The 18,684-nt window shown below is 74.9% G+C and carries 14 protein-coding genes; 5 read left to right on the plus strand and 9 right to left on the minus strand.

The window, feature by feature from the left end; genetic code table 11:
- Positions 1 to 496 precede the first annotated feature (496 nt).
- A complete protein-coding gene (locus tag NQZ70_RS42770) occupies positions 497 to 910 on the plus strand; it encodes a hypothetical protein (protein ID WP_272826768.1) in 414 nt (137 codons plus the stop codon).
- On the opposite strand, the gene NQZ70_RS42775 is transcribed toward NQZ70_RS42770, so the two are convergent.
- A complete protein-coding gene (locus NQZ70_RS42775; RefSeq protein ID WP_237244576.1) occupies positions 876 to 1,613 on the minus strand; it encodes a ComF family protein in 738 nt (245 codons plus the stop codon). The genes NQZ70_RS42770 and NQZ70_RS42775 overlap by 35 nt on opposite strands.
- A 152-nt stretch (positions 1,614 to 1,765) precedes the next feature.
- On the opposite strand from NQZ70_RS42775, the gene NQZ70_RS42780 reads away from it, so the two are divergent.
- The 3 genes from NQZ70_RS42780 to NQZ70_RS42790 all read left to right on the plus strand — a co-directional run bounded on the left by NQZ70_RS42780 (position 1,766) and on the right by NQZ70_RS42790 (position 7,232).
- Positions 1,766 to 4,711 carry a DUF4339 domain-containing protein gene (locus NQZ70_RS42780; protein WP_165374451.1) on the plus strand — a complete coding sequence of 982 codons (2,946 nt, stop codon included), beginning with the start codon at positions 1,766 to 1,768 and terminating at the stop codon, positions 4,709 to 4,711.
- On the plus strand, positions 4,708 to 5,553 hold the full coding sequence (locus NQZ70_RS42785; RefSeq protein WP_129579351.1) for a hypothetical protein: 846 nt from the start codon (positions 4,708 to 4,710) through the stop codon (positions 5,551 to 5,553). Before NQZ70_RS42780 ends, NQZ70_RS42785 begins: the two co-directional genes overlap by 4 nt.
- Positions 5,554 to 5,762: 209 nt before the next feature.
- Positions 5,763 to 7,232 carry an alginate export family protein gene (locus NQZ70_RS42790; protein ID WP_129579352.1) on the plus strand — a complete coding sequence of 490 codons (1,470 nt, stop codon included), beginning with the start codon at positions 5,763 to 5,765 and terminating at the stop codon, positions 7,230 to 7,232.
- A 160-nt stretch (positions 7,233 to 7,392) separates the two neighbouring features.
- On the opposite strand, the gene ftsH is transcribed toward NQZ70_RS42790, so the two are convergent.
- The 7 genes from ftsH to mnmA form a co-directional block, all read right to left on the minus strand.
- Positions 7,393 to 9,339, minus strand: a complete 1,947-nt coding sequence (gene ftsH / locus NQZ70_RS42795; RefSeq protein WP_129579353.1) for an ATP-dependent zinc metalloprotease FtsH — start codon at positions 9,337 to 9,339, stop codon at positions 7,393 to 7,395.
- A gap of 162 nt (positions 9,340 to 9,501) precedes the next feature.
- Positions 9,502 to 10,506 carry a tRNA lysidine(34) synthetase TilS gene (gene tilS / locus NQZ70_RS42800; protein WP_129579354.1) on the minus strand — a complete coding sequence of 335 codons (1,005 nt, stop codon included), beginning with the start codon at positions 10,504 to 10,506 and terminating at the stop codon, positions 9,502 to 9,504.
- A complete protein-coding gene (locus tag NQZ70_RS42805; RefSeq protein ID WP_129579355.1) occupies positions 10,503 to 10,739 on the minus strand; it encodes a hypothetical protein in 237 nt (78 codons plus the stop codon). Before NQZ70_RS42805 ends, tilS begins: the two co-directional genes overlap by 4 nt.
- Positions 10,740 to 10,889: 150 nt before the next feature.
- Positions 10,890 to 12,272, minus strand: coding sequence for a class I SAM-dependent RNA methyltransferase (locus tag NQZ70_RS42810; RefSeq protein ID WP_129579356.1), 1,383 nt, complete (start codon positions 12,270 to 12,272; stop codon positions 10,890 to 10,892).
- Positions 12,269 to 14,521 carry a serine/threonine-protein kinase gene (locus NQZ70_RS42815; protein WP_165374452.1) on the minus strand — a complete coding sequence of 751 codons (2,253 nt, stop codon included), beginning with the start codon at positions 14,519 to 14,521 and terminating at the stop codon, positions 12,269 to 12,271. The genes NQZ70_RS42810 and NQZ70_RS42815 overlap by 4 nt, the downstream gene beginning before the upstream one ends.
- Positions 14,522 to 14,711: 190 nt before the next feature.
- Entirely contained in the window at positions 14,712 to 15,365 is a 654-nt protein-coding gene (locus tag NQZ70_RS42820; protein WP_129579358.1) for a hypothetical protein, read from the minus strand.
- Positions 15,362 to 16,519 (minus strand): tRNA 2-thiouridine(34) synthase MnmA, encoded by a 1,158-nt coding sequence (mnmA, locus tag NQZ70_RS42825; protein ID WP_129579359.1) that lies wholly within the window; start codon positions 16,517 to 16,519, stop codon positions 15,362 to 15,364. Before mnmA ends, NQZ70_RS42820 begins: the two co-directional genes overlap by 4 nt.
- Positions 16,520 to 16,674: 155 nt before the next feature.
- On the opposite strand from mnmA, the gene NQZ70_RS42830 reads away from it, so the two are divergent.
- Complete coding sequence (locus tag NQZ70_RS42830; RefSeq protein WP_129579360.1) at positions 16,675 to 17,970, plus strand: response regulator; 1,296 nt, start codon at positions 16,675 to 16,677, stop codon at positions 17,968 to 17,970.
- Positions 17,971 to 18,052: 82 nt separating this feature from the next.
- Here NQZ70_RS42830 and NQZ70_RS42835 read toward each other — a convergent pair whose 3' ends face one another.
- Positions 18,053 to 18,661, minus strand: a complete 609-nt coding sequence (locus NQZ70_RS42835) for a CPBP family intramembrane glutamic endopeptidase (RefSeq protein WP_129579361.1) — start codon at positions 18,659 to 18,661, stop codon at positions 18,053 to 18,055.
- Positions 18,662 to 18,684 lie beyond the last annotated feature (23 nt).

Raw genomic sequence — 18,684 nt, forward strand, 5'->3', positions numbered from 1 at the left:
CCAACCTGGGTCGGCTGGCGAGAGGGCGCATCAACCTGGGTCGGCTGGGGACGGGCCCCAACCTGGGTCGACCGAGGGGGCGCCCCAACCTGGGTCGGCTGGGGACGGGCCCCAACCTGGGTCGGCTGACGGCCATCCGTCGAAGCCGCTCTCGCCCCAACCTGGGTCGGCTGACGGCCATCCGTCGAAGCCGCTCTCGCCCCAACCTGGGTCGGCTGGGGACGGGCCCCAACCTGGGTCGGCTGGGGACGGGCCCCAACCTGGGTCGGCTGACGGCCATCCGTCGAAGCCGCTCTCGCCCCTCGGCACCATCGGCGTTGCCCTCACGACGGCAGCGATCGTGTTTGCGCTGGGCGTCTACGCCGTCGAGACGAGCCTGCCCTGGCTCGCAGAGCGCAGCCGGGAGGCTCTCCCGGCGAACATGGCGGCCAGCGATCCCGCCAGCGTCGTCACCGCAGCCTCGAACACCGCAGCCTCAAAACAAGCAGCCGCCCCCGTGCAGCTGACCGCCCAGTCCCCGACGAGCGCGACCGACGCCGCTGCGCAGGCCGCACCCCCGCCGCCTCCCGCCGCGCCCCCCGCGCCTCCACCCCAGCCCAGCCCCGAGGCAGCGCCCGCGCCTCCACCCCCGCCGCCTCCCGCGCCTCCACCCCCGCCGGCCTCCCAGGCCGAAGCGAGCGCTCCGCGGAGCCCGCGCCGTGGCTACGGCTTCCTCAAGCTCAACTCCTCCCAGAACGCGACCGTGTACGTCACGGGCGTGGCGGTGGGTCCCAGCAATCAGCCCATCGAGGTGCGCTGCGGGCGCTTTTTCGTGCGGCTCGGCGAGCCGACGCGCAACGGTACGCGATGGCTCGCCGAGGGCAGGACGGTCCGCATCAAGTGCGGTGCGCTGACAGAGGCGGCCTTCTGAGCTCGTCCCCGCCGCTCTCGGTCGTCGCGAGAACGAGATAGGTGACCGAAGCAGCCCCCGCGCCGAGGAGCGCGTCCCGGCACGCCGCGAGCGTGGCGCCGGTCGTGGCCACGTCATCGACCAGCGCGACCCGCCGGCCGTGCACGCGCTCCGGAGCGCGGACCCGGAACGCCCCCACCACGTTCTGCAGGCGGAGATCCCGCGGGAGCTGCGCCTGCTGCGCCGTGGGACGGACGCGGCAAAGCGCCCGCGGGGCCATCGACGCCGGAAGTCCGTCGGCGACGTGCGCGGCCAGCAAGGCCGCCTGGTTGTACCCCCGCTCGGCGAGACGGCGCGGATGCAGCGGCACCGGGACCACGAGGTCGGCGCTCACCTCGGCGTCGCGCGCCGCGCCGAGCAGCAACCCGCCTAGCGGGCGCGCGAGGTCCGGCCGATCCCCGTACTTGAAGCGCCGGATCCCCTCCGCGACCGCCCCGCCGAACGCCGCGAACGCGACGAGATCGACGCCCGCCGCGCTGGCCCCCACCGCCCTCCGCGGCGGGCGCTCCGCGTACGGCACGGTGGTCCGCGCGCAGTCGGAGCAAAATACCGCGCCAGCTGCGATGGCGGCGTCACAGGCGGCGCAGGCCGGTGGGCTGAGCGCACGCGCAGCGACGGCGGCCAGGAAGCGGATTGCGGCGACGAGGGCGCGGGAAGGGCTCATGGGCTGCCAGCGCGTTCATCGTCAGGAGCGGGCGCGCGGTTGCGCGATCGGACGAAAGAGGATCTCTTTGCAAACGACGCGCGGTACGATCCCCGCGTCGTGGATCGCGTCCTGAAATTCCGGCGCTCTCGCACGGGGAGGAGGGCCCGCCGTTGAGCGCGTGGCGATGGACGGATGAGCGCGGCGTCCAGCGGCTCGTGAGCACCGCCGAGCTGCGCAGCGCGCTGGCTGCCGGGGTCATCCCGGGCTCCACGCTCGTGTGGCGTCAGGGCATGGAAGCGTGGGCCCCGGCTTCCAAACAGCCGGAGCTCGCCGACGCCGCGCAGCTCCGGCGCAAGCCGGAGGCGGGCGCCGCTCCGCCCGACAAGCCCGCCGCCGATGCCCGGGCGTCGGCGCGCGACAGCGGCGCGACGCTGGAGCTCGAGCTGGTCGAGGAGCTGGGCCCGGCGCCCGCCCGCCCGGGTCAGCGCCCAGCGCCCCCGGACAGGTCCGCGAACGAGCGGCGACCCACGGCGTCCCCGGGCCGGGGCACCGCGCGACCGCAGCCGCCACCCCCGCCGCCCCGGAAGCGCGAGCCCATGGCGACGCTCTCGGGGGTCGAGGCCCCGGCGAGCGCGCCGGCCAGCGGACAGAGCGCGCCGATCGTCGTGCCTTCGGCGGGCGGAGCGTTCGACGCCGGCGTCGCCCGCGCGATCACGCAGCTGCCCCGCTACGACGGTTCCTCGGCAGGCGACGAGGGAGCGCCCGCAATCCCGCGCGCGCCGAGGCTCCCCTCGGCGTCCGAGGAACCCGAGGACACGTCGGCCGGTCAGCGTCCGGCCGGCGACGCAGGCGGCGCCGGCGGGATGACCGAAGGCGGCGAGCCCGCAGCGCCGAGGCGCGCGGCGGGCTCGGCCGCGCCCAGCAGGCCGGGCGCAACGCCGAAGGCCGCGGGCGGCCCGACCGCGCGCGCGGCGAGGCCGCCCCGGCCTCCGCCCCTCCCTTCAGGCCGCGACGGGGCGCCGGCCGGCGCTGCGCCGCAGGACGACGGGCGCAGCGGCACAGCCGCCGATCCGGATCAGGGCGCCGGCAAGCCCCTCCCGGCAACGCCGCCGGTGCAGGCGAGCCCCAGCCGCGGCACGAAGCGGCCGACCAAGGGACGCTCCGTGCCGCCGCCGCCGGTGCCGGTCCGGTTCCCCGCGCTCGCTGCGAAGCGGCCTGCGGGCGCGCGGGCGCTCGATGCACCGGATCACACCGCGGCAGGCGCGAAGGCCCTCGTCCGCCTCGGAGCGCTCCCCGCGCCGCCGCCGCGCCCGCCCGCGGAGGCTCCCCGCGCGACACCGGTGGCGGCGCCGCCGTCGCCCTCGCAGCCGGCCGCAGCGCTCCCTTCGCCCCCGGCTGCCCCGATCCCCTCGGCCGAAGCGACGCCCGTCTCGAGCGCCGCCGCCGCGGCGGCGATCGCATCCATCGGACCTCGCCTCGCCAGCCCCGCGCCGTCCGGCGACGGTCCCCCGCTCCGCGGCGCCGAGAGCACGCCGGCCGGCGATGGCCGGGTTCCATCGGAGCTCAGCGCCGTCAGCGAGGCTCCCGAGCCCTCCACCACGACGGCGCCGCACCGCGAGGCCAAGGAGCACTCCGCTGCGCCCACGCCCGGCGAGACGAAGCGCTCCCCCCTGGCCGGCGACGCGACGATGGGGCGCCGCGAGTACGCGACGATCCCTTCGGCCGGCGTCGGCGCAGGCGCGTCGCAGGGGCGCCCGGCCATGCGCTCGTGGCCAGGCTTGCTGCCCGGGCTGCGCCCGACGTCCGCCGAGGCTCCGTCGGCGCCGGGCCCGCGCTCCGATCGCGGCTCCGCCCCGGGATCGAGCAACGGCCCGCCCGCGCTCGATCCGCGCGCGCTCGCGGCGCGGCGCGCTCAACCGCCCCTCGCGGGCGCGCCGGCGCGGGGCGACGGCCATCCGCTCTCCACGGCGGTGCCCGTGCCGATCTCGTCGCTCATCGGCATCTGCGGGGCCGCCGTGCTCATGAGCGTCGCCGCCTTCTTCGCGGGCCGCCACTCCGTCGCAGCCACGCGGCAGCCGCTGGTCGCGACGGCGCGCCCCGCGCTCGGCGCCGCGCAGGGCGTCGCTCGCTCCGCGATCCCCGCGCCGCTGAAGCCCTGCTGGGTGGCGCGCCAGCCGCAGCCATGGGCGCCGCTCGTCGCGAAGAGCATCCCCTTCGAGGTCACGGCGACGAAGGGCGGCAAGCTCCTGGTGGGCTACGCCAAGAGCGCCATGGAGGCCGTCGGCCTCGAGATCGATCCCGCGACCGGCGAGCGGAGCGAGAGGTTCTCGAACCGAGAGGCCGCCGACATCGTGAGCATCTCGCCGGTCGAGGACACCTTCACCGTCCTCACGTCGGCGCAGCACGCCATCCGCTCCCCGGTCAGCGTCCCGGGGCCCCGGCCGTTCGTCGTCGGCCTGGCGGACGGCGCCGTGGTCGCCGCCGACGACCCCGGCGCCGCGCCCGCGCGGCTCTGGCCGGTGCAAGGCGACGAGCCGCTCGAGTCGCCGCGCGCCCTCGCGGCCGGGTCCCGCGGGTACGCCGTCGCGTTCCGCCGCGAGAAGGCCGTGTGGGCCGGCTGGCTCGACGCCGAGCGCAGGCCCTCCGGCGAGCTCACCCGCGTGAACGGCTCCGGGGGCGCGCTCGGCAAGCCTTCGCTCGGCTGGAACGAGCGCGCCCTCGCCGTCGTCTTCGCCGACCGGCCCGCGGACGGGCGATGGGAGATCCGCGCCGGGCAAGCCGCGCCGGGCGACATCCCCGGGTCGACCCAGGTGATCCCGCTCCCCTCCGGCGGCCCCGGCGGCGACGCGTTCGCGCCGGACATCGCGGGGCTCGGCGACGGACGCTGGCTCCTCGTGTGGACCGAAGGCCCTCCGGGGAGCCGCGCCATGCGCGCGCAGACCCTGGCCCCCGATTTCTCCCCGATCGGCGATCCGATCGCGCTCTCGCCCCCGGCCGGGAACTTCGGGCAGGGCGTGCTCGGCGTGGCGCCGCGATCGGGCTACGTGGGCGTCGTGTTCCTCTCGAAGCCCGCCGCGAGCTACGAGCTCTGGGGGGTCATCCTCCAATGTGGATGACGAGGGCCCCGGACGGCGCGCGCCGCCTCCGGGCGGCGGCGCTCGCGCTGCTGCTCGCCGCGGCGCACGCGCCGCTGCTCGCCGCGTGCGCCGCGCAGGCATCGCAGCTCGAGCAGGGCCGGGCCCTGCGCACGGGCAAGCAGCCCTACGACGAGTTCTTCGAGGCCGCGCGGGCGCTCCGCGAGGAGTCGCTGAAGGCCGAGGCGCTCGCGGACGCGGCGCGGGCCGAGCTCGCGCGCGCGGCCGGGCTCGATCCGAGGTCGGCCGCCGACGCGGCGCTCGACGCGGCGCGCGCGCGCGCGGCGGAGCTCCGCGCGTCGGGCGCCTCGCTCCACGTCGAGCTCGTGCCGGAAGCGCGGCTCGTCAGCGCCCGAGGCGGGCGCTCGCTCGACGCCGACGACAGGGACGCCGTCGAGGCGCTCGAGGCGTCCTTGAAGAGCTCCCTCGCGGCGGCGAAGCAGCTCGGCGAGCTGTCGAAGCGCGCGGCGGAGCTCGAGAAGCAGCGGGCGTCGCTGGCGGCCGTGTGGGCCGAGACCATGGCGGGCGACCCGCAGCGCCGCGAGGCGAAGCGCGAGCTCGAGGCGGCCGAGCGCGTGCTCGCCGAGGCGGGGGCGGCCGCCGAGCGGCACGCCGGCAGGGCATCGAAGCTCGCGCTCGATCTGGTGCTCGCCGTCGACGCGGGCGTCGCGCCGGCGGGGCGAGGCGCGGCGAGGCGCCCCACGCCGAGGCAGCCTGCCGGAAGCGCCAAGGCGCCGCCGCGGCGCGGGAGCGGCGCAGGAGCCGCGCCGAGGCCGCCGAAACCGCCGCCGCCTCCGCGCGGCGAGGACGATTTCGATCCCTGACGCCGCCGGCGCGGCGGCTCGCCTTGTCCGGCGGCAGCGCCGCCTGACAAGGGCGGCACTGCGCCCCATTCGGCAGCTTCCCCACTTGTCCGACGAGCGCCGGGACGCCTATCCTCCGCGAGCGATCCAGGAGCGCGGCCCGCGAGAACGCCGCGCGCCAGGCCGCGCATCCGCCGTTCGACGACCCCGCGCTCCGGCCCTCCTCGCTGATGATCCGATCCCTGCCGTTCGCCTCCATCGCTCTGGGATCGGCGCTCCTCGCGCTTGCGCTCGCGCCCCGGACCGCGGCGGCCCAGGCGCTGCCGCAGTCGGAGGGCGTGCACCTCGGCGGGTTCGTCTTCCGCCCGTCGGCGGAGCTCCGGATCCGGGGCGAGTTTCGCCGGTACCCCGTGGACACGGGCGGCGACGTCTACAGCTCGAACGCGGTGCTCGCCGAGGGCTTCGGGGGCGCGCTGCCGCCGCTCCTCGACACGGGCAACGTCGTCAAGACCCAGTGGTTCTTCGCCCAGCGCGCGCGCCTCGGCCTGGCCGTCGATCGCGGGCCCGTCACGGGCGTCCTCACGCTGCAGGACGCGCGGCTCTGGGGGAGCGACGACGCGATCTTCGTCGGAGCGGGCGAGCCGTCCCTCCCGGAGACGGCGCCCTACGAGGCCTACGTCGACGTGCACACGCGCTCGGGGCGCCGCGCCTTCGTCCGGCTGGGCCGGCAGCGGATCGAGTGGGGGGACGGCCGCCTGATCGGGGCGGACGACGAGACGCTCACCGCGCGCTCGCTCGACGGGGTGCGCGCGGGGGTGCAGCTCGGCAACGTCGACCTCGAGGCGATGGCCGTGCTCCTCGCCGCGCCGGGCGGCGCGCCGCCCGAGGTGGCGGGGACGCGCAAGCCCATCTCCGCCGGCACGGGGACGCAGCTCTACGGCCTGAACGCGCTCTGGCGCGTCGCTCCCCTGCTCCACCTCGAGGCCACGGCGCTCGCGCGCATCGCCCGCGAGCCGCGGCCGACCTGGCTCACGCCCGGAGACACCGTGGTCCTCGACGCGCGCATCTCCGGCGACCGCCGCGGTTTCCGCTACGCGATCGAGGGGGCCTACGAGCTCGGTCGGGTCGCCACCTTCACGGCCGATCGCCCGCTCGGCGCGTTCGCGGCCGCCGCGCGGGCGGCGCTCGAGACGTCCCTCCCCGCCCGCCTCACCTTCAGCGCCCGCGGCGCTTACGCGACGGGCGACGACGGCGCGCTCGAAGAGGGCGAGACGCAGCGCCGCTTCGATCCGATCCTGCCCGACGCGCAGGACAACCACGGCCCGATGGGGCTCTACGCGTGGTCCAACGTGATCGAGGCGGGCGGAGGCGTCCGCGCCTCCCCCCTCGACGCGATGACCGTCGCCGCCGGGTACACGTTCGTCGGCCTCGCCTCGCCCGGGGGCAGGTGGGTGACCGCGCGGCTCCTTCCCGTGGGCGCCGCCAGCGACAACGAGAGCCGGGCGCTCGGCCACGAGATCGACGTCTCGCTCGCCTTCCAGCCGTGGGAGCCGCTTCGCTTCGCGCTCGGCTACGGCCTGTTCATCTTCGGCGACGGTGCCCAGGCGATCTTCCGCAAGGCGAACCGCGCGCACGACGACGGCCGCCCGGCAGATCTGCAGCAGTGGGCGTTCTTGCAGACGACCCTGAGCGCCCCCTGAGGCGGGCCGGGGACGCGCGACGCCGGCGCGTCGCGCGCCGCGTGCTTCGCTGTCCTGAGGGGAGGAGTGAGGCGTCTCGGGGGCCGCGCCGTGCCGTGCGGCGCGCGGCGGCGCGGGGGGCTCGCCCGGGCTCACCGGGCGCGGCCCCCGCGCTTCGCGATCAGGTGCTCGGGGCGGGCTTCGGGGTGCCGAAGATGCTGGCCGCGCGGCGCTTCTCCTTCGCGGCGCGATCGCGATCGCTGTAGCTCGGGATCACGACGCGCTGGCGCTGCGGCAGCTCGCGGCCCGCGACGATGGCGTCGACCTCCTCCGCGTCCAGCGTCTCGCGCTCGAGGAGCGCGTTGGCGAGCCGCTCGAGGATCTCGCGGTTCTCGGTGAGGAGCCTCCGCGCCTCGGCGTGGGCGTCGAGGATGAACCGCCGCACCTCGTCGTCGATCTGGTTGGCGATCGTCTCCGAGTAGTCGCGGCGCCGGCTGGTGAAGTCGCGCCCGAGGAACACGCTCTCCTCGTCCGCGCCGTACGAGATCGGCCCGATGACGTCGCTCATACCGAACTCGGTCACCATCCGCCGCGCGAGGTTCGACGCCTGCTTGATGTCGTTGCCCGCGCCGGTCGTGAACTGGCCGAACATGATCTCCTCCGCGACGCGGCCGCCCATCAGCACCGAGAGCCGCGCCTTGGCGAACTCGCGCGACATGCTGAGCCGGTCCTCCTTCGGCAGCTGCTGCGTGAGGCCGAGCGCCGGGCCGCGCGGGATGATCGTCACCTTGTGGACCGGATCCGAGAACTTCTCCAGGAGCTTCGCGACCAGCGCGTGCCCGGCCTCGTGGTAGGCCGTGGTCCGCTTCTCCTCGTCGCTGATGACCATGCTGCGGCGCTCGGCGCCCATCAGCACCTTGTCCTTGGCCATCTCGAAGTCGATCATCGTGACGACGTCCTTGTCCTGACGCGCCGCGAGGAGTGCCGCCTCGTTGACCAGGTTCTCGATGTCGGCGCCGACGAAGCCGGGCGTGCCGCGCGCCAGGATCTCCATGTCGACGTCCGGCCCGAGCGGGACCTTCTTCGTGTGGACCCGGAGGATGCCCTCGCGGCCGCGCACGTCGGGGCGGTTCACCACGATGCGCCGATCGAAGCGGCCAGGCCGCAGGATCGCGGGGTCGAGGACGTCGGGGCGGTTCGTCGCCGCGACGATGATCACGCCCTCGTTCGACTCGAAGCCGTCCATCTCGACGAGGAGCTGGTTCAGCGTCTGCTCGCGCTCGTCGTGCCCGCCGCCGAGGCCCGCGCCGCGGTGGCGGCCGACCGCGTCGATCTCGTCGATGAAGATGATGCACGGCGCGTGCTTCTTGCCCTGCTCGAACAGGTCGCGCACCCGGCTCGCGCCGACGCCGACGAACATCTCGACGAAATCCGAGCCGGAGATCGAGAAGAACGGCACCCCGGCCTCGCCGGCGATCGCGCGCGCGAGGAGCGTCTTGCCCGTCCCGGGGGGGCCCATCATGAGCACGCCCTTCGGGATCCGGCCGCCGAGCTTCTGGAACTTCTTCGGGTCCTTGAGGAACGCGATGATCTCCTCGAGCTCGTCCTTCGCCTCGTCGATGCCCGCGACGTCGGCGAACGTCACCTTGTTCTGCGCCTCGCTGAGCAGCCGGGCGCGCGACTTGCCGAAGCTCATCGCCTTGCCCCCGCCGGCCTGGAGCTGGCGCATGAACAGGTAGAACATCACGAGCAGGAAGACCGTCGGCAGGAGGTACATGATCGCCCCCGGCCAGAACGGCGACGCGTCCTCCTTCTCGAAGTAGACGGCGACCTTGTTGTCGACGATCGTCTTCGTGATCTCGTCGGCGTTGTCAGGCCCGATCGTGACCTTCTTCGTCTTCGCCCCGGTCTTGGGGTCCTTGACCCAGAAGGTGTACTCGCGGTCCTTGATCGTGACCGACTCGACGTGCGGATCCTTGTCCTTGGCCTCGACCTGGACCTGGGCCATGAACTCGCTGAACGCGACTTGCGTGGCGGGCCGGGAATCCGGGCTCAAGAACTGCCAGATCGCCAAGAACATCATGATCAGCAGAACCCAGAGCAGCAGCGTCTTGTGCGATTGCTTCACGAGGACCCTCTAAGCTCGCGCGGCGAGCCGGCGTGTACCGAAATTGTACGCGTGTTCCAGTCAGCATGCCACCCGTCGGCTCGGTCGTCGACCGCGGGTTTTCCCCGCGGCGGCACGGCGAAACAGGGGACTCGACAGGGGTCGCGGGTGGGGTGCATGCGGTCAGGCCCCGCGACGCTCGGACCTGTCCTCGATAAGCACGCTGGACTCCTCTGGAAAGCCCAGGGCGATCTCTCCGCCGCCGCGGACCAGGACGCGCAGCGGCCGCCCGAGCTTGCGAGCCCGCTCGATCGCGAGGCGCTGCGCCCGACCGAGCGGCATCGAGAGCGGCTCGCCGCCGTCGAGGACGGCCGGATCGCCGCCCGCGCGCCGATCTCGGCCGGCGGCGAGCATGTCCGAGAGCGCGCAGAGGTGCTCGACGATCGCCGGCGACAGGTCCTGGAGCAGCGGGAGGAGCTCGCGGCGGACGCGAACGCGGGTGAAGCGGGGGTCCCCGTTGCTGGGATCCTCCGCGAAAGCCAGCCGATGTCGGCTGAGGTGGGCCAGCACGTCGGCGCGGCGGGCCAGGAGCAACGGGCGGATGAGCTCGACCCCGGCAGCCGCAGAGCCCGACTCCCCGGCGCCCGGCGCCGCGCCGGCGGCGTCGGTCCACAGCAGCGCGCGCGGCGGCAGCACGGCCAGCCCTCGCGGCCCAGCGCCCCGCAGCAGGCGCAGCAGCACCGTCTCGGCCCGGTCGTCCGCGGTGTGGCCGGTCGCGATCGCGCGGGCGCCGCGGGCCGCAGAGGCCGCCGCGAGCGCGGCGAACCGGGCGGCGCGCGCCCTGGCCTGGAGGTTCGCGCCGGGCGCCACGTCCACACGGGTGCTGGAGTAGGGGACGCCGAGCCGCTCGGCCAGGTCGCGCGCGATCGCGAGCTCGGCCGCGGCCGCCGGCCGCAGGCCGTGGTCGACGCCGTGCGCGACGACCTCGTGGCCGATCCGCCGCCGGAGCATGGCGAGGACGTGCAGCAGCGCCGTCGAGTCGGGGCCTCCAGAGCAGGCGCAGAGGACCACGTCGCCGCGCGCGAGCAACCGCTCGTCCCGGATCAGCCGCTCGGCCAGGCGGATCAGCGACGGGGGGTGCGACCGGCCCCGCCTGGGCGGCGGGGGAGGCCCGGGGGACGAGCTCATCGGAGCTCGAACGCCTTGCAGAAGATGATCTCGTCGCGATCGTCGAGCGACGGGCTCAGGTGCGGCGCGACCGGATAGCCGAGCGAGCAGCGCGGCACGCGGCCAGGGGGCGCGGCGCCGGCCTCGTCGCGCTCGGCCTCCGCCGGATCGAACGACGCGCAGTCGGGGCAGGCGAACACGAGGCGGTAGCGCCGCGCTTCCTCGCGGAGCTGCTCGTCGAGCGGGTGAATCATCCCGGCCAGCGTAGCGCAAGCCGCTGGGCGGAGGCGCGCTGCGACCTCGCGCGCCGCGCGCGATCTCGGCCCGAGCTCGCCGGGGTGCGCGCAGGGCGACGCGCCGCGCCTCCTCGCCGCGCCGCCTCGCCGCGCGCCGCGCCGCGCCGCTCAGCGAGCCGGCCGGCGGGCGCGGGTGAGGCGGACGATCGACTCGATGTGGCTCGTCTGCGGGAAGAGCTCGACCGCCTCGATGTCCGTGATCTCGAAGCCGCCGCGGAGAATGCCGCCGAGATCGCGCCCGAGGGTGGCCGGGTCGCACGAGACGTAGACGACCACGCGCGCGCCCGAGGCCGCGATCGCGCGCGCCGCGCCGGGCGCCCCGCCGCGCGGAGGATCCAGCACCACGACGTCGGTGCGCGCCGGGATCGGGACCTGGTCGGCGTCCGCCTCGATCGCCTTGCCGGCGAGGCCGCGCGCGGCGAGGTTCTGCCGCAGGCACGCGACCGCCTCGGGCGCGCGCTCCACCGCCGTGAACGACGCGAGCCCCGGGGCGGCCGGCGAGGCGACCTCGGCGGACTGCGCGGGTCGCGGCGCGCCGCGCGCGAGGAGCACGGAGAGCGTCCCGCTCCCCGCGAACAGCTCCAGCACGTGCGGCGGCCGGGAGGAGTCGAGGTGAGCGAGCTCGGCGGCGCGGCCGGCGAGCACGGCGGCGCCCTCCTCGGACGGCTGCCCGAAGCCACCCGGCGCGAGGACCAGCGGCAAGCCGTCGGCGCCCACGACCGCCGGCCGCGGATCGCCGAACGACGCGGCCTCGCGCGCCCCGTCCAGCGTGACGCGGGCGCCGGCCCACGCGCCGCGGGCCGTGCGCTCGTCGAGCAGCTGCCACACGGCCGGCGGGAGCTGGCCGCGCCAGAGGATCTCGACCACCGGGCGGCTCGAGGCGCCCAGCGAGACGAGGATGTCGCCCTCCCCCGCGGCCCCGCGCAGGACGCCGGGCAGCTCGCCGGCGAGCGGCGCGATCGGGTCGGCCAGCACCAGGCAGCGATCGACCGCCGCGACGGCGTGCGTCCTCGGCGCGCGGTAGCCCACGCGCACCTCGCCGCGCTCCGCGCGCGCGAACAGCCGCGCGCGCGAGCGGTAGCCGAGCGGCTGGGGCGCGGGGTGCAGGCGGAGCGGCGGCAGATCGGCCTCGGCGAGCGAGGCCGCGCGCGCGATCGCCTGCCGGACGATCTGCGCGTGCGCGGCCTGCTGCGCCTCGACGCGGACGTGCATCCAGTCGCAGCCGCCGCAGGTCTCCGCGAAGCGGCAGGGCGGGGCGATGCGGTCGGCGCTCGGCTCGACCACGCGGAGCAGCCTGCCCCGCGCCGGGCGCGCGCTCCGATCGAGCTCGACCTCGACGAGGTCGCCCGGCGCCGTCGCGGGGACGAAGACGACCTCGCCCGCGAGCCGACCGATCCCTGCGCCGCCGGCGGCCAGCGCGTCGATGCGCAGCTGCGCTCGCTCGCCGGCGCGCGCCCTGGCACCGCTCGAGCGGCGGTGAACAGCCTTCATCCCTTCATCGTAACGCGCCGCAGGCTCGCCGGGCCGGGGTGGACGAGAGATGCTCCGCCGGCGAGGGCGAGCGAGCGCGCGCGCTCGTCCCCCGCGGGCTCCACGTTCGCGCCGAGGCGCGGCCGGCGCGTGGTGGCCGCGCCGGTCGAGGTGGGCGGCGCAGCGTCGACCCCCTTCGGGGTCGAGGGCTGCACGGTCATCGTCTTCATGTAGATCAGCGCGCCGATGCCGATGACGCACAGCGCGGTGAGGGCGATGACCGCGACGAGCACGAGCGTGTTCCTGCCGTTCCCCTTGGACACCGCGTCCTGCGTGGCCGCCCAGATGGCCGCTGGATCGGGGCGCGGCAGCGAGAGCGCGGTCTCGATCTGCGACTGGGGAGGCTGCGCCGGCGCGGCGGGCGCGAACGGCTGGCCCTGGCCCGCGATCGTCGACGGCGGCGGCGGGAACGCCGGCACGGGCGAGCCGGCAGGAGGCGAAGGAGCGTAGCCCTGGCCGTTGAACGGCAGCGCGTACGAGGGCACCTGCGGCGATGCGCCGACCGCAGCGGCCCTGCTCGCGTGCCCGCGGCGCGCGGCGTCGCTCGGGCCCTGCGGGACCGGCGCGGGCGGCTGGGGCGGAGCCTGCTGCGGGAGCGCGAGCGTGGACGCGAGCGGGTTGCCCAGATCGCTGTCCAGGAGGCCCCCCCTGGGGAACGGCGCCCGATCGGCCGAGCCGAGATCGAGCGGCGGATACGGGTTCGCCGGGATCACCGGCGCAGCGAGGTTCTGGCCGCCCGGCGCGCGCGGCAAGCCCGCGTGCGCGGGCGGGGCACCGGGCCGCACCGTGGGAAGGGCGGACGGGGCACCGGGCTGAGGCGGAGGCGCCAGCGCGAGCTCCGGCGCCATGCCGGCCGCCGGGCGCGGCATCGCGCGCTCGCCGTGCGGGAGCGGCCGCACCGGCTCGGCGTGCTCGCGCGTCGCGACCGTCGTCGGGACATCCTCGTCGTCGTCCATCAGCGACGAGGCCACCATCTGCTTGTCGGCCGCGTCCCTCGACGGCGTGCGTCCGACCGGTGCGATCCCGCTCGCCGGCGCGGCGTTGTGCCGCAAGACCTGCGGCGGCGTGAGCCGCTGGTACGGATCGGGCTCCCGGCCGCGGCTGCGGAGCCCGACGCTGTCGGTGGCCGTGGTCGAGCTCCGCGCGCGCACCTGCTCGACGTTGATCGTGGACGTCACCTCCGCCGCCCACGCGAGGTGCGCCTCGCGCTTCTGGATGCGGTCGGCGAACACCTGCTGCACGAACTGCGCGACCTCCTCGGAGCCGACGAAGATCCCGCTCCGCATCAGGAAGTTTTGCAGCGCTCGCGAAAATTCGCGCGCCGTCTGGAAGCGGTCCTGCTTGTGCTTGGCGAGCGCCTTCATGACGACGCTCTCCAGCTCGATCGGATAGTCGGGCACGATCGTGGACGGCGGCGGGACCACGCAGGCCTGCACCTTCTCGAGGGTGTCGAGATCCGTATCCATCCGGAAGAGTCGCTGGTTCGTCGTGAGCTCCCAGAGGACGACCCCGAGCGCGAACACGTCGGTCGTGCGATCGACCTCATTGCCGCGCACCTGCTCGGGAGACATGTAGGCCAACTTGCCTTTCAGCGTTCCCGCGCGGGTGGACGACAGCCGATCGGCCACCTTGGCGATCCCGAAATCCACCACCTTGGTGTAGCCGTCGTACGTGAGGAACAGGTTGTGCGGCGTCACGTCGCGGTGCACCAGGCCGAGCAGCTGGCCGTTCTTTCCGCGCAGCTCGTGGGCGGCGTGGAGCCCCTCTGCCGCATCGGAGCAGATGCGCGCAGCGAGCTCGGGCGAGATGCGCAGCCGGCGCTCCTCAGCGCGCCGCATCACCTCCCGGAGCGGCTCGCCGTGGAGATACTCCATGGCGATCCAGTAGGTGTTGTCGTCCTTCCCGAGATCGAACACCTGCGCGACATTGGCGTGGTTGATGCCAGCCGCGATGCGCGCCTCGTCCAGGAACATGTCGACGAACTGATCGTCCTCGACCAGATGCGGGTGGATCCGCTTGATGGCGACCCACTTTTGGAAGCCGCCCGGCCCATCCATGCGCGCCAGGTGGACGCTCGCCATTCCGCCCACCCCGATCTCGTCGACCACGCGGTAACGGCCCAGGAAGTAGGTCCCCTGCTGCTTCTCGGACTCCTTCGCGCGCGCGTCAGGCGATGAATTGGTCGACCCGGGGCTTGGAGGTCCGCCCATTCGCGATGCGGGTCGAGGCGGGGGTTGGGGCATGAGCGGTCACTACTTTACCGCGAGTTCGCGGCGCTTTGCCATGTCGTCTCGGCCGAGCGACCGGGCAGATGGTCAGCTTCAATCCACTAGGTCGCTGAAGGCCTGTGTCCTGACAGGTAGGACACCACCAGAGACCCAGGACGGAGTCGCGGCGAGCTCAGGGGAACGGTTGCCCAGGTTGGCCTCGCTCGAAATAGAAACGGAAGCTCCCCGTGACCCTCGAGAGGAGCTCGCGGGGGATGGCGTCCGCTGGATGACCGATCCCGGCGTCGCGCGGATCACCGACCCAGATGTCGAACGTCGCGTCCGTGAACTTGTCGACCGCGTCGGTCTCGTTGGGATCGCCGCTGAACAGCGCCTGGAACTTGATGGTCCCATCCACGGCGTAGAGCACGATGTTCTGGTTGTGGCACGACCGCTGGAGGTAGAGCGCCATGTGCACGAGCGGGGCGAGCCCCTCCGGCTTCGGCGTCGGCGGGGGCGAGCCCGGCAGCTCGACGCCGGGCGGGAGCCCGACGCTCAGGTCGACGTCGAGCTTGTTCACCTGCCCGTCCCCGCGGATGAGGCCGACGTCGTCGATGATGACCGCGAGGCCGTCCGAGACCTCCTGGAGGTCGCTGCCCCGCTGCACCCGGATCTGAAGCGTGGAGCGGTACGGGACCGCGGCGAAGAAGTCGGGGCGCATGTCGTAGGCGCCCTCCCAGCAGTCCGCCGCGAGCAGCCTCGAGCTGTAGACCTCGCCCTCCCCCTGCCCGAGCGAGCACCCGAGCGAGAGGGAGCACGCCAGGGGCACGAGCAGGCGCGCCGTCACGACGCCGCCCCCGCGCGAAGGGCGGCCCGGATGCGGCCGCCGCCGAGGACGCGGTCGCCCCGGTACACCACGGCCATCTGACCGGGGGAGACGGCCCGCACCGGGCTCTCGAACCGCGCCACGAAGCTCTCGGCGCCCGTCGCAGGGTCGCGCCGTCGCTCGATGACGCCGGGCGCCGCCTCGTGCCGCGCGCGCACCCGCACCTCGGCCTCCAGGGGGAAGACCGCGTCGTCGGACCACACGGCCTCGGTGATCTCGGCGCCCGCCGCGTAGAGGTCGGCCTCGTCGCCGAGGCGCACCGCGCCCGTCGCCGCGTCGAGGCCCACGACGAACGCCGGGCGGCCGAGCGAGACGCCGATGCCCTTGCGCTGGCCCACGGTGAAGCCGTGCACCCCGCCGTGCGACCCGACCACGCGCCCGTCCCGATCGACGATCGGCCCGGGCCGGAGCCTGTCCGCCGCGCGCTCGGCCACGAAGGGCGCGTAGCGGCCCGAGGGGATGAAACAGAGCTCCTGGCTCTCCCCCTTGTCGGCCCCCGGCAGCCCGCGGGCGATCGCCTCGGCGCGCACCTCCTCCTTGGTCGAGTCGCCGAGCGGGAAGAGGAGCCGCGACAGCTCGTCCGACCGGAGCATGTGGAGGAAATAGCTCTGATCCTTGTGCCGATCGCGGCCGCGGTAGAGGCGGGCGCCGCCCTCCTCCACGACGACCCGCGCGTAGTGGCCCGTCGCCACCCACGAGACGCCCAGCCGCTCGGCCAGCGGGAACAGCTCCCGGAGCTTGACCGAGCGGTTGCAGGCCACGCACGGGCTCGGCGTCTCGCCCGCGAGGTAGGCGTCGACGAACGGATCGACGACGTGCTCGCGGAACAGGGCGCGGCGATCGAAGGTGTAGTGCGGGATGCCGAGGTGGTCGGCGACCCGGCGGGCGTCGTGCTGATCCTCGGGCGCGCAGCAGCGGCTCTTGACGCTGCCGTCGTCGGGGTAGTCCCAGAGGTGCAGCGTCACGCCGACGACCTCGTAACCAGCGTCGCAGAGGCGCGCCGCGGCGACCGAGGAGTCGACTCCGCCGCTCATCGCGATGAAGACGCGCGCCCCCGGGGAGGGCCGCTCGCCGGGCCGCGCCGCGCCGCCGGCCTCTCGGACAGGAGTTGCCATTTCCGTTCTTATAGCGTGAATCCCGCGCCGCGGTCGGACGCCGCGGGCACACACGCGCCAACACGCGCCGGCGGCGGCGCGCGGCCCGAGGTTCGGACCGGCTCGCCGCCATTCACCCTTGGCCACCCCCGCGGCGCGCGTGTACCGTCTGCCAGATGCCGAGCGGGGTCGTGCTCGTGGTCGAGGACGAGGAGTATGTCGCGGACCTGCTCGCCACCGCGATCCGCGAGGCGGGTTACGAGGTCATCTACTGCGCCACCGCGGAGGCCGGGCTCTCGACCGCCTGCACCCTGGAGCCCGAGTGCATCGTCTGCGACGTCGGCCTGCCCGACCACGACGGCTACTGGGTCGCACGCAACGTCCGCACCCAACCTTCGCGGGTGTCCGTCACCCCCTTCCTGTTCCTCTCCGCCCTCGATGACCAGCAATCCCGCCTCGAGGGGTTCCACGTCGGCGCCGACGTCTACATGACCAAGCCCTTCCGGGTCACCGAGGTCGTCGCGCAGATCGGGGCCCTCGTGCAGATGGCGTCCCGCCTGCGGCAGCGGCGGGACAGCCTCATGTCCATCCCGGCCTCCGTCGACCAGACCGCCATCGAGGGCGACCTCAGCCAGATGTCGATCGCGACCGTCCTCACGGTCCTCGAGATGGAGCGGCGCTCGGGCGTGTTCGAGGTGATCAGCAAGAAGCGGCGCGCGCAGCTCGACATCGCCGAGGGGTGCATCGTCCAGGGGACCGTGGGCGGCACGCGCGTCTCGGCGCTCGCCGCGCTCCGCACCATGCTGGCCTGGAAGGTCGGGCGGTTCGCGTTCGTTCCCGGCAGCCGCCCGGTGCCGTCGGAGCGAAAATCGATCGCCGCCTACCTGCTCGAGGCGACCCGGCTCGAGGACGAGAGCGCCCGCGTCGAGCTGCCGATGCCGCCGTCGCGGCGCCGTCCGGAGCCCCGGATCGCGACGACGGCGCTCGGCGGGCCGTCGTCCATCCCGGACGACGTCGCGCCGCCGTCGTCGCGCGCGCCGCTCGAGGAGCTCCTGCGCCGCCAGCCCGGCGTCGCGCCGCGGAGGGCGGCCGACGGCGCCCTGACGATCTCCGATGCGCCGCCGTCGCTCGAGCTGAGCTTCGAGCTCGAGGCCGCGCCGCCGACGCTGCGCTCGCTCGCCCGCATGACGGCGAAGCCGCCGTCGAGCCGGCGCGGCGCGGACGAGAACGATCCGCCCACGGTCCCGCGCGGCCAGGGCCGGCTCTCCCCGTCGAAGCCGCCGTCCCGCCGGCCGACCGCGCCGCCGTCCTCGCCGGGCCGCTCGGGCGAGCCGGGCGAGCTCTCCCGCGGGAGCGTCGCTCCCCCGACGACCCAGCCGGCGAGCCATGAAGAAGGTTCGTCGCGCATGAGCCCGGTCCCCCAGCGACCAGCGCCCGCCCGGCCTCCCCGCCCCGACGCAAAGAAGCGCTGAGGTCCGCTCCGCTCGCTCCCTTCGGCCACCTCAGGCGGGGGTTCTCACGGAAGGCCTTCGTCCGGCCGGCCGGACGTGCCCGTCAGAGCGTCGCCTGCTGCTCCGCCTCGCCGGGATCGTGGTCCCGCAGGTAGCTGAGGTTGACCGCGTTCACGACGGCGTGCGCCACGAACGGCCCGACGAGCGAGCCGGTCGCGGCGAAGATGGCGCCGAGCCCCGCGCCGACGCCCACGGCCCAGCCGACCCACACCCAGCGGCTCGGGCCCCGCATCTGGTGCATCAGACCGAAGAGGAGCGCGCTCAGCGCCACGCCGAGCAGCGGCGTCAGGAGCCCGCGGAAGAGCAGTTCCTCCCCGAGGCTCGAGAGGCCCGCGAGGAGCAGGACCTGGCCGAGCGAGAGGTCCAGCGCGACCGGGCGGAGCTCGCTATGCAGGCGCCGCGCCCAGCCGAACCGGGCCACGGCGACGCGGGTCATCACGACGACCCCGGCCGCGAGCGTGAGGCCGAGCGCGGCGCTCGTCAGCAACGCGGCCAGCGGGGGCAGCGAGAGCCAGGGGCTCGGGTGGATCCACGGCCATCCATCCCGCGCCACCAGGGTCAGCGAGATCGCCAGCGCCGCGAGGACGAGGTAGCCGGAGGCCGCCCGCAGCGTCGCGTCGGTCCGGCCGGTCCGCGCCCATCGCGAAGCCATACCCCATCATGGCACGCCGCCGG

The sequence above is a fragment of the Sorangium sp. So ce836 genome (genome assembly GCF_028553905.1).
GTDB classification, from domain to species: Bacteria; Myxococcota_A; Polyangia; order Polyangiales; family Polyangiaceae; genus Sorangium; species Sorangium cellulosum_D.

What these genes read in the sequence shown, in the direction of transcription:
- NQZ70_RS42775 (WP_237244576.1), bottom strand. Translation starts at nt 1,613, where the DNA reads ATGAGCCCTTCCCGCGCCCTCGTCGCCGCAATCCGCTTCCTGGCCGCC.
- NQZ70_RS42785 (WP_129579351.1), top strand. Translation starts at nt 4,708, where the DNA reads ATGACGAGGGCCCCGGACGGCGCGCGCCGCCTCCGGGCGGCGGCGCTC.
- NQZ70_RS42790 (WP_129579352.1), top strand. Translation starts at nt 5,763, where the DNA reads ATGATCCGATCCCTGCCGTTCGCCTCCATCGCTCTGGGATCGGCGCTC.
- tilS (WP_129579354.1), bottom strand. Translation starts at nt 10,506, where the DNA reads ATGAGCTCGTCCCCCGGGCCTCCCCCGCCGCCCAGGCGGGGCCGGTCG.
- NQZ70_RS42805 (WP_129579355.1), bottom strand. Translation starts at nt 10,739, where the DNA reads ATGATTCACCCGCTCGACGAGCAGCTCCGCGAGGAAGCGCGGCGCTAC.
- NQZ70_RS42810 (WP_129579356.1), bottom strand. Translation starts at nt 12,272, where the DNA reads ATGAAGGCTGTTCACCGCCGCTCGAGCGGTGCCAGGGCGCGCGCCGGC.
- NQZ70_RS42815 (WP_165374452.1), bottom strand. Translation starts at nt 14,521, where the DNA reads ATGGGCGGACCTCCAAGCCCCGGGTCGACCAATTCATCGCCTGACGCG.
- mnmA (WP_129579359.1), bottom strand. Translation starts at nt 16,519, where the DNA reads ATGGCAACTCCTGTCCGAGAGGCCGGCGGCGCGGCGCGGCCCGGCGAG.
- NQZ70_RS42830 (WP_129579360.1), top strand. Translation starts at nt 16,675, where the DNA reads ATGCCGAGCGGGGTCGTGCTCGTGGTCGAGGACGAGGAGTATGTCGCG.
- NQZ70_RS42835 (WP_129579361.1), bottom strand. Translation starts at nt 18,661, where the DNA reads ATGGCTTCGCGATGGGCGCGGACCGGCCGGACCGACGCGACGCTGCGG.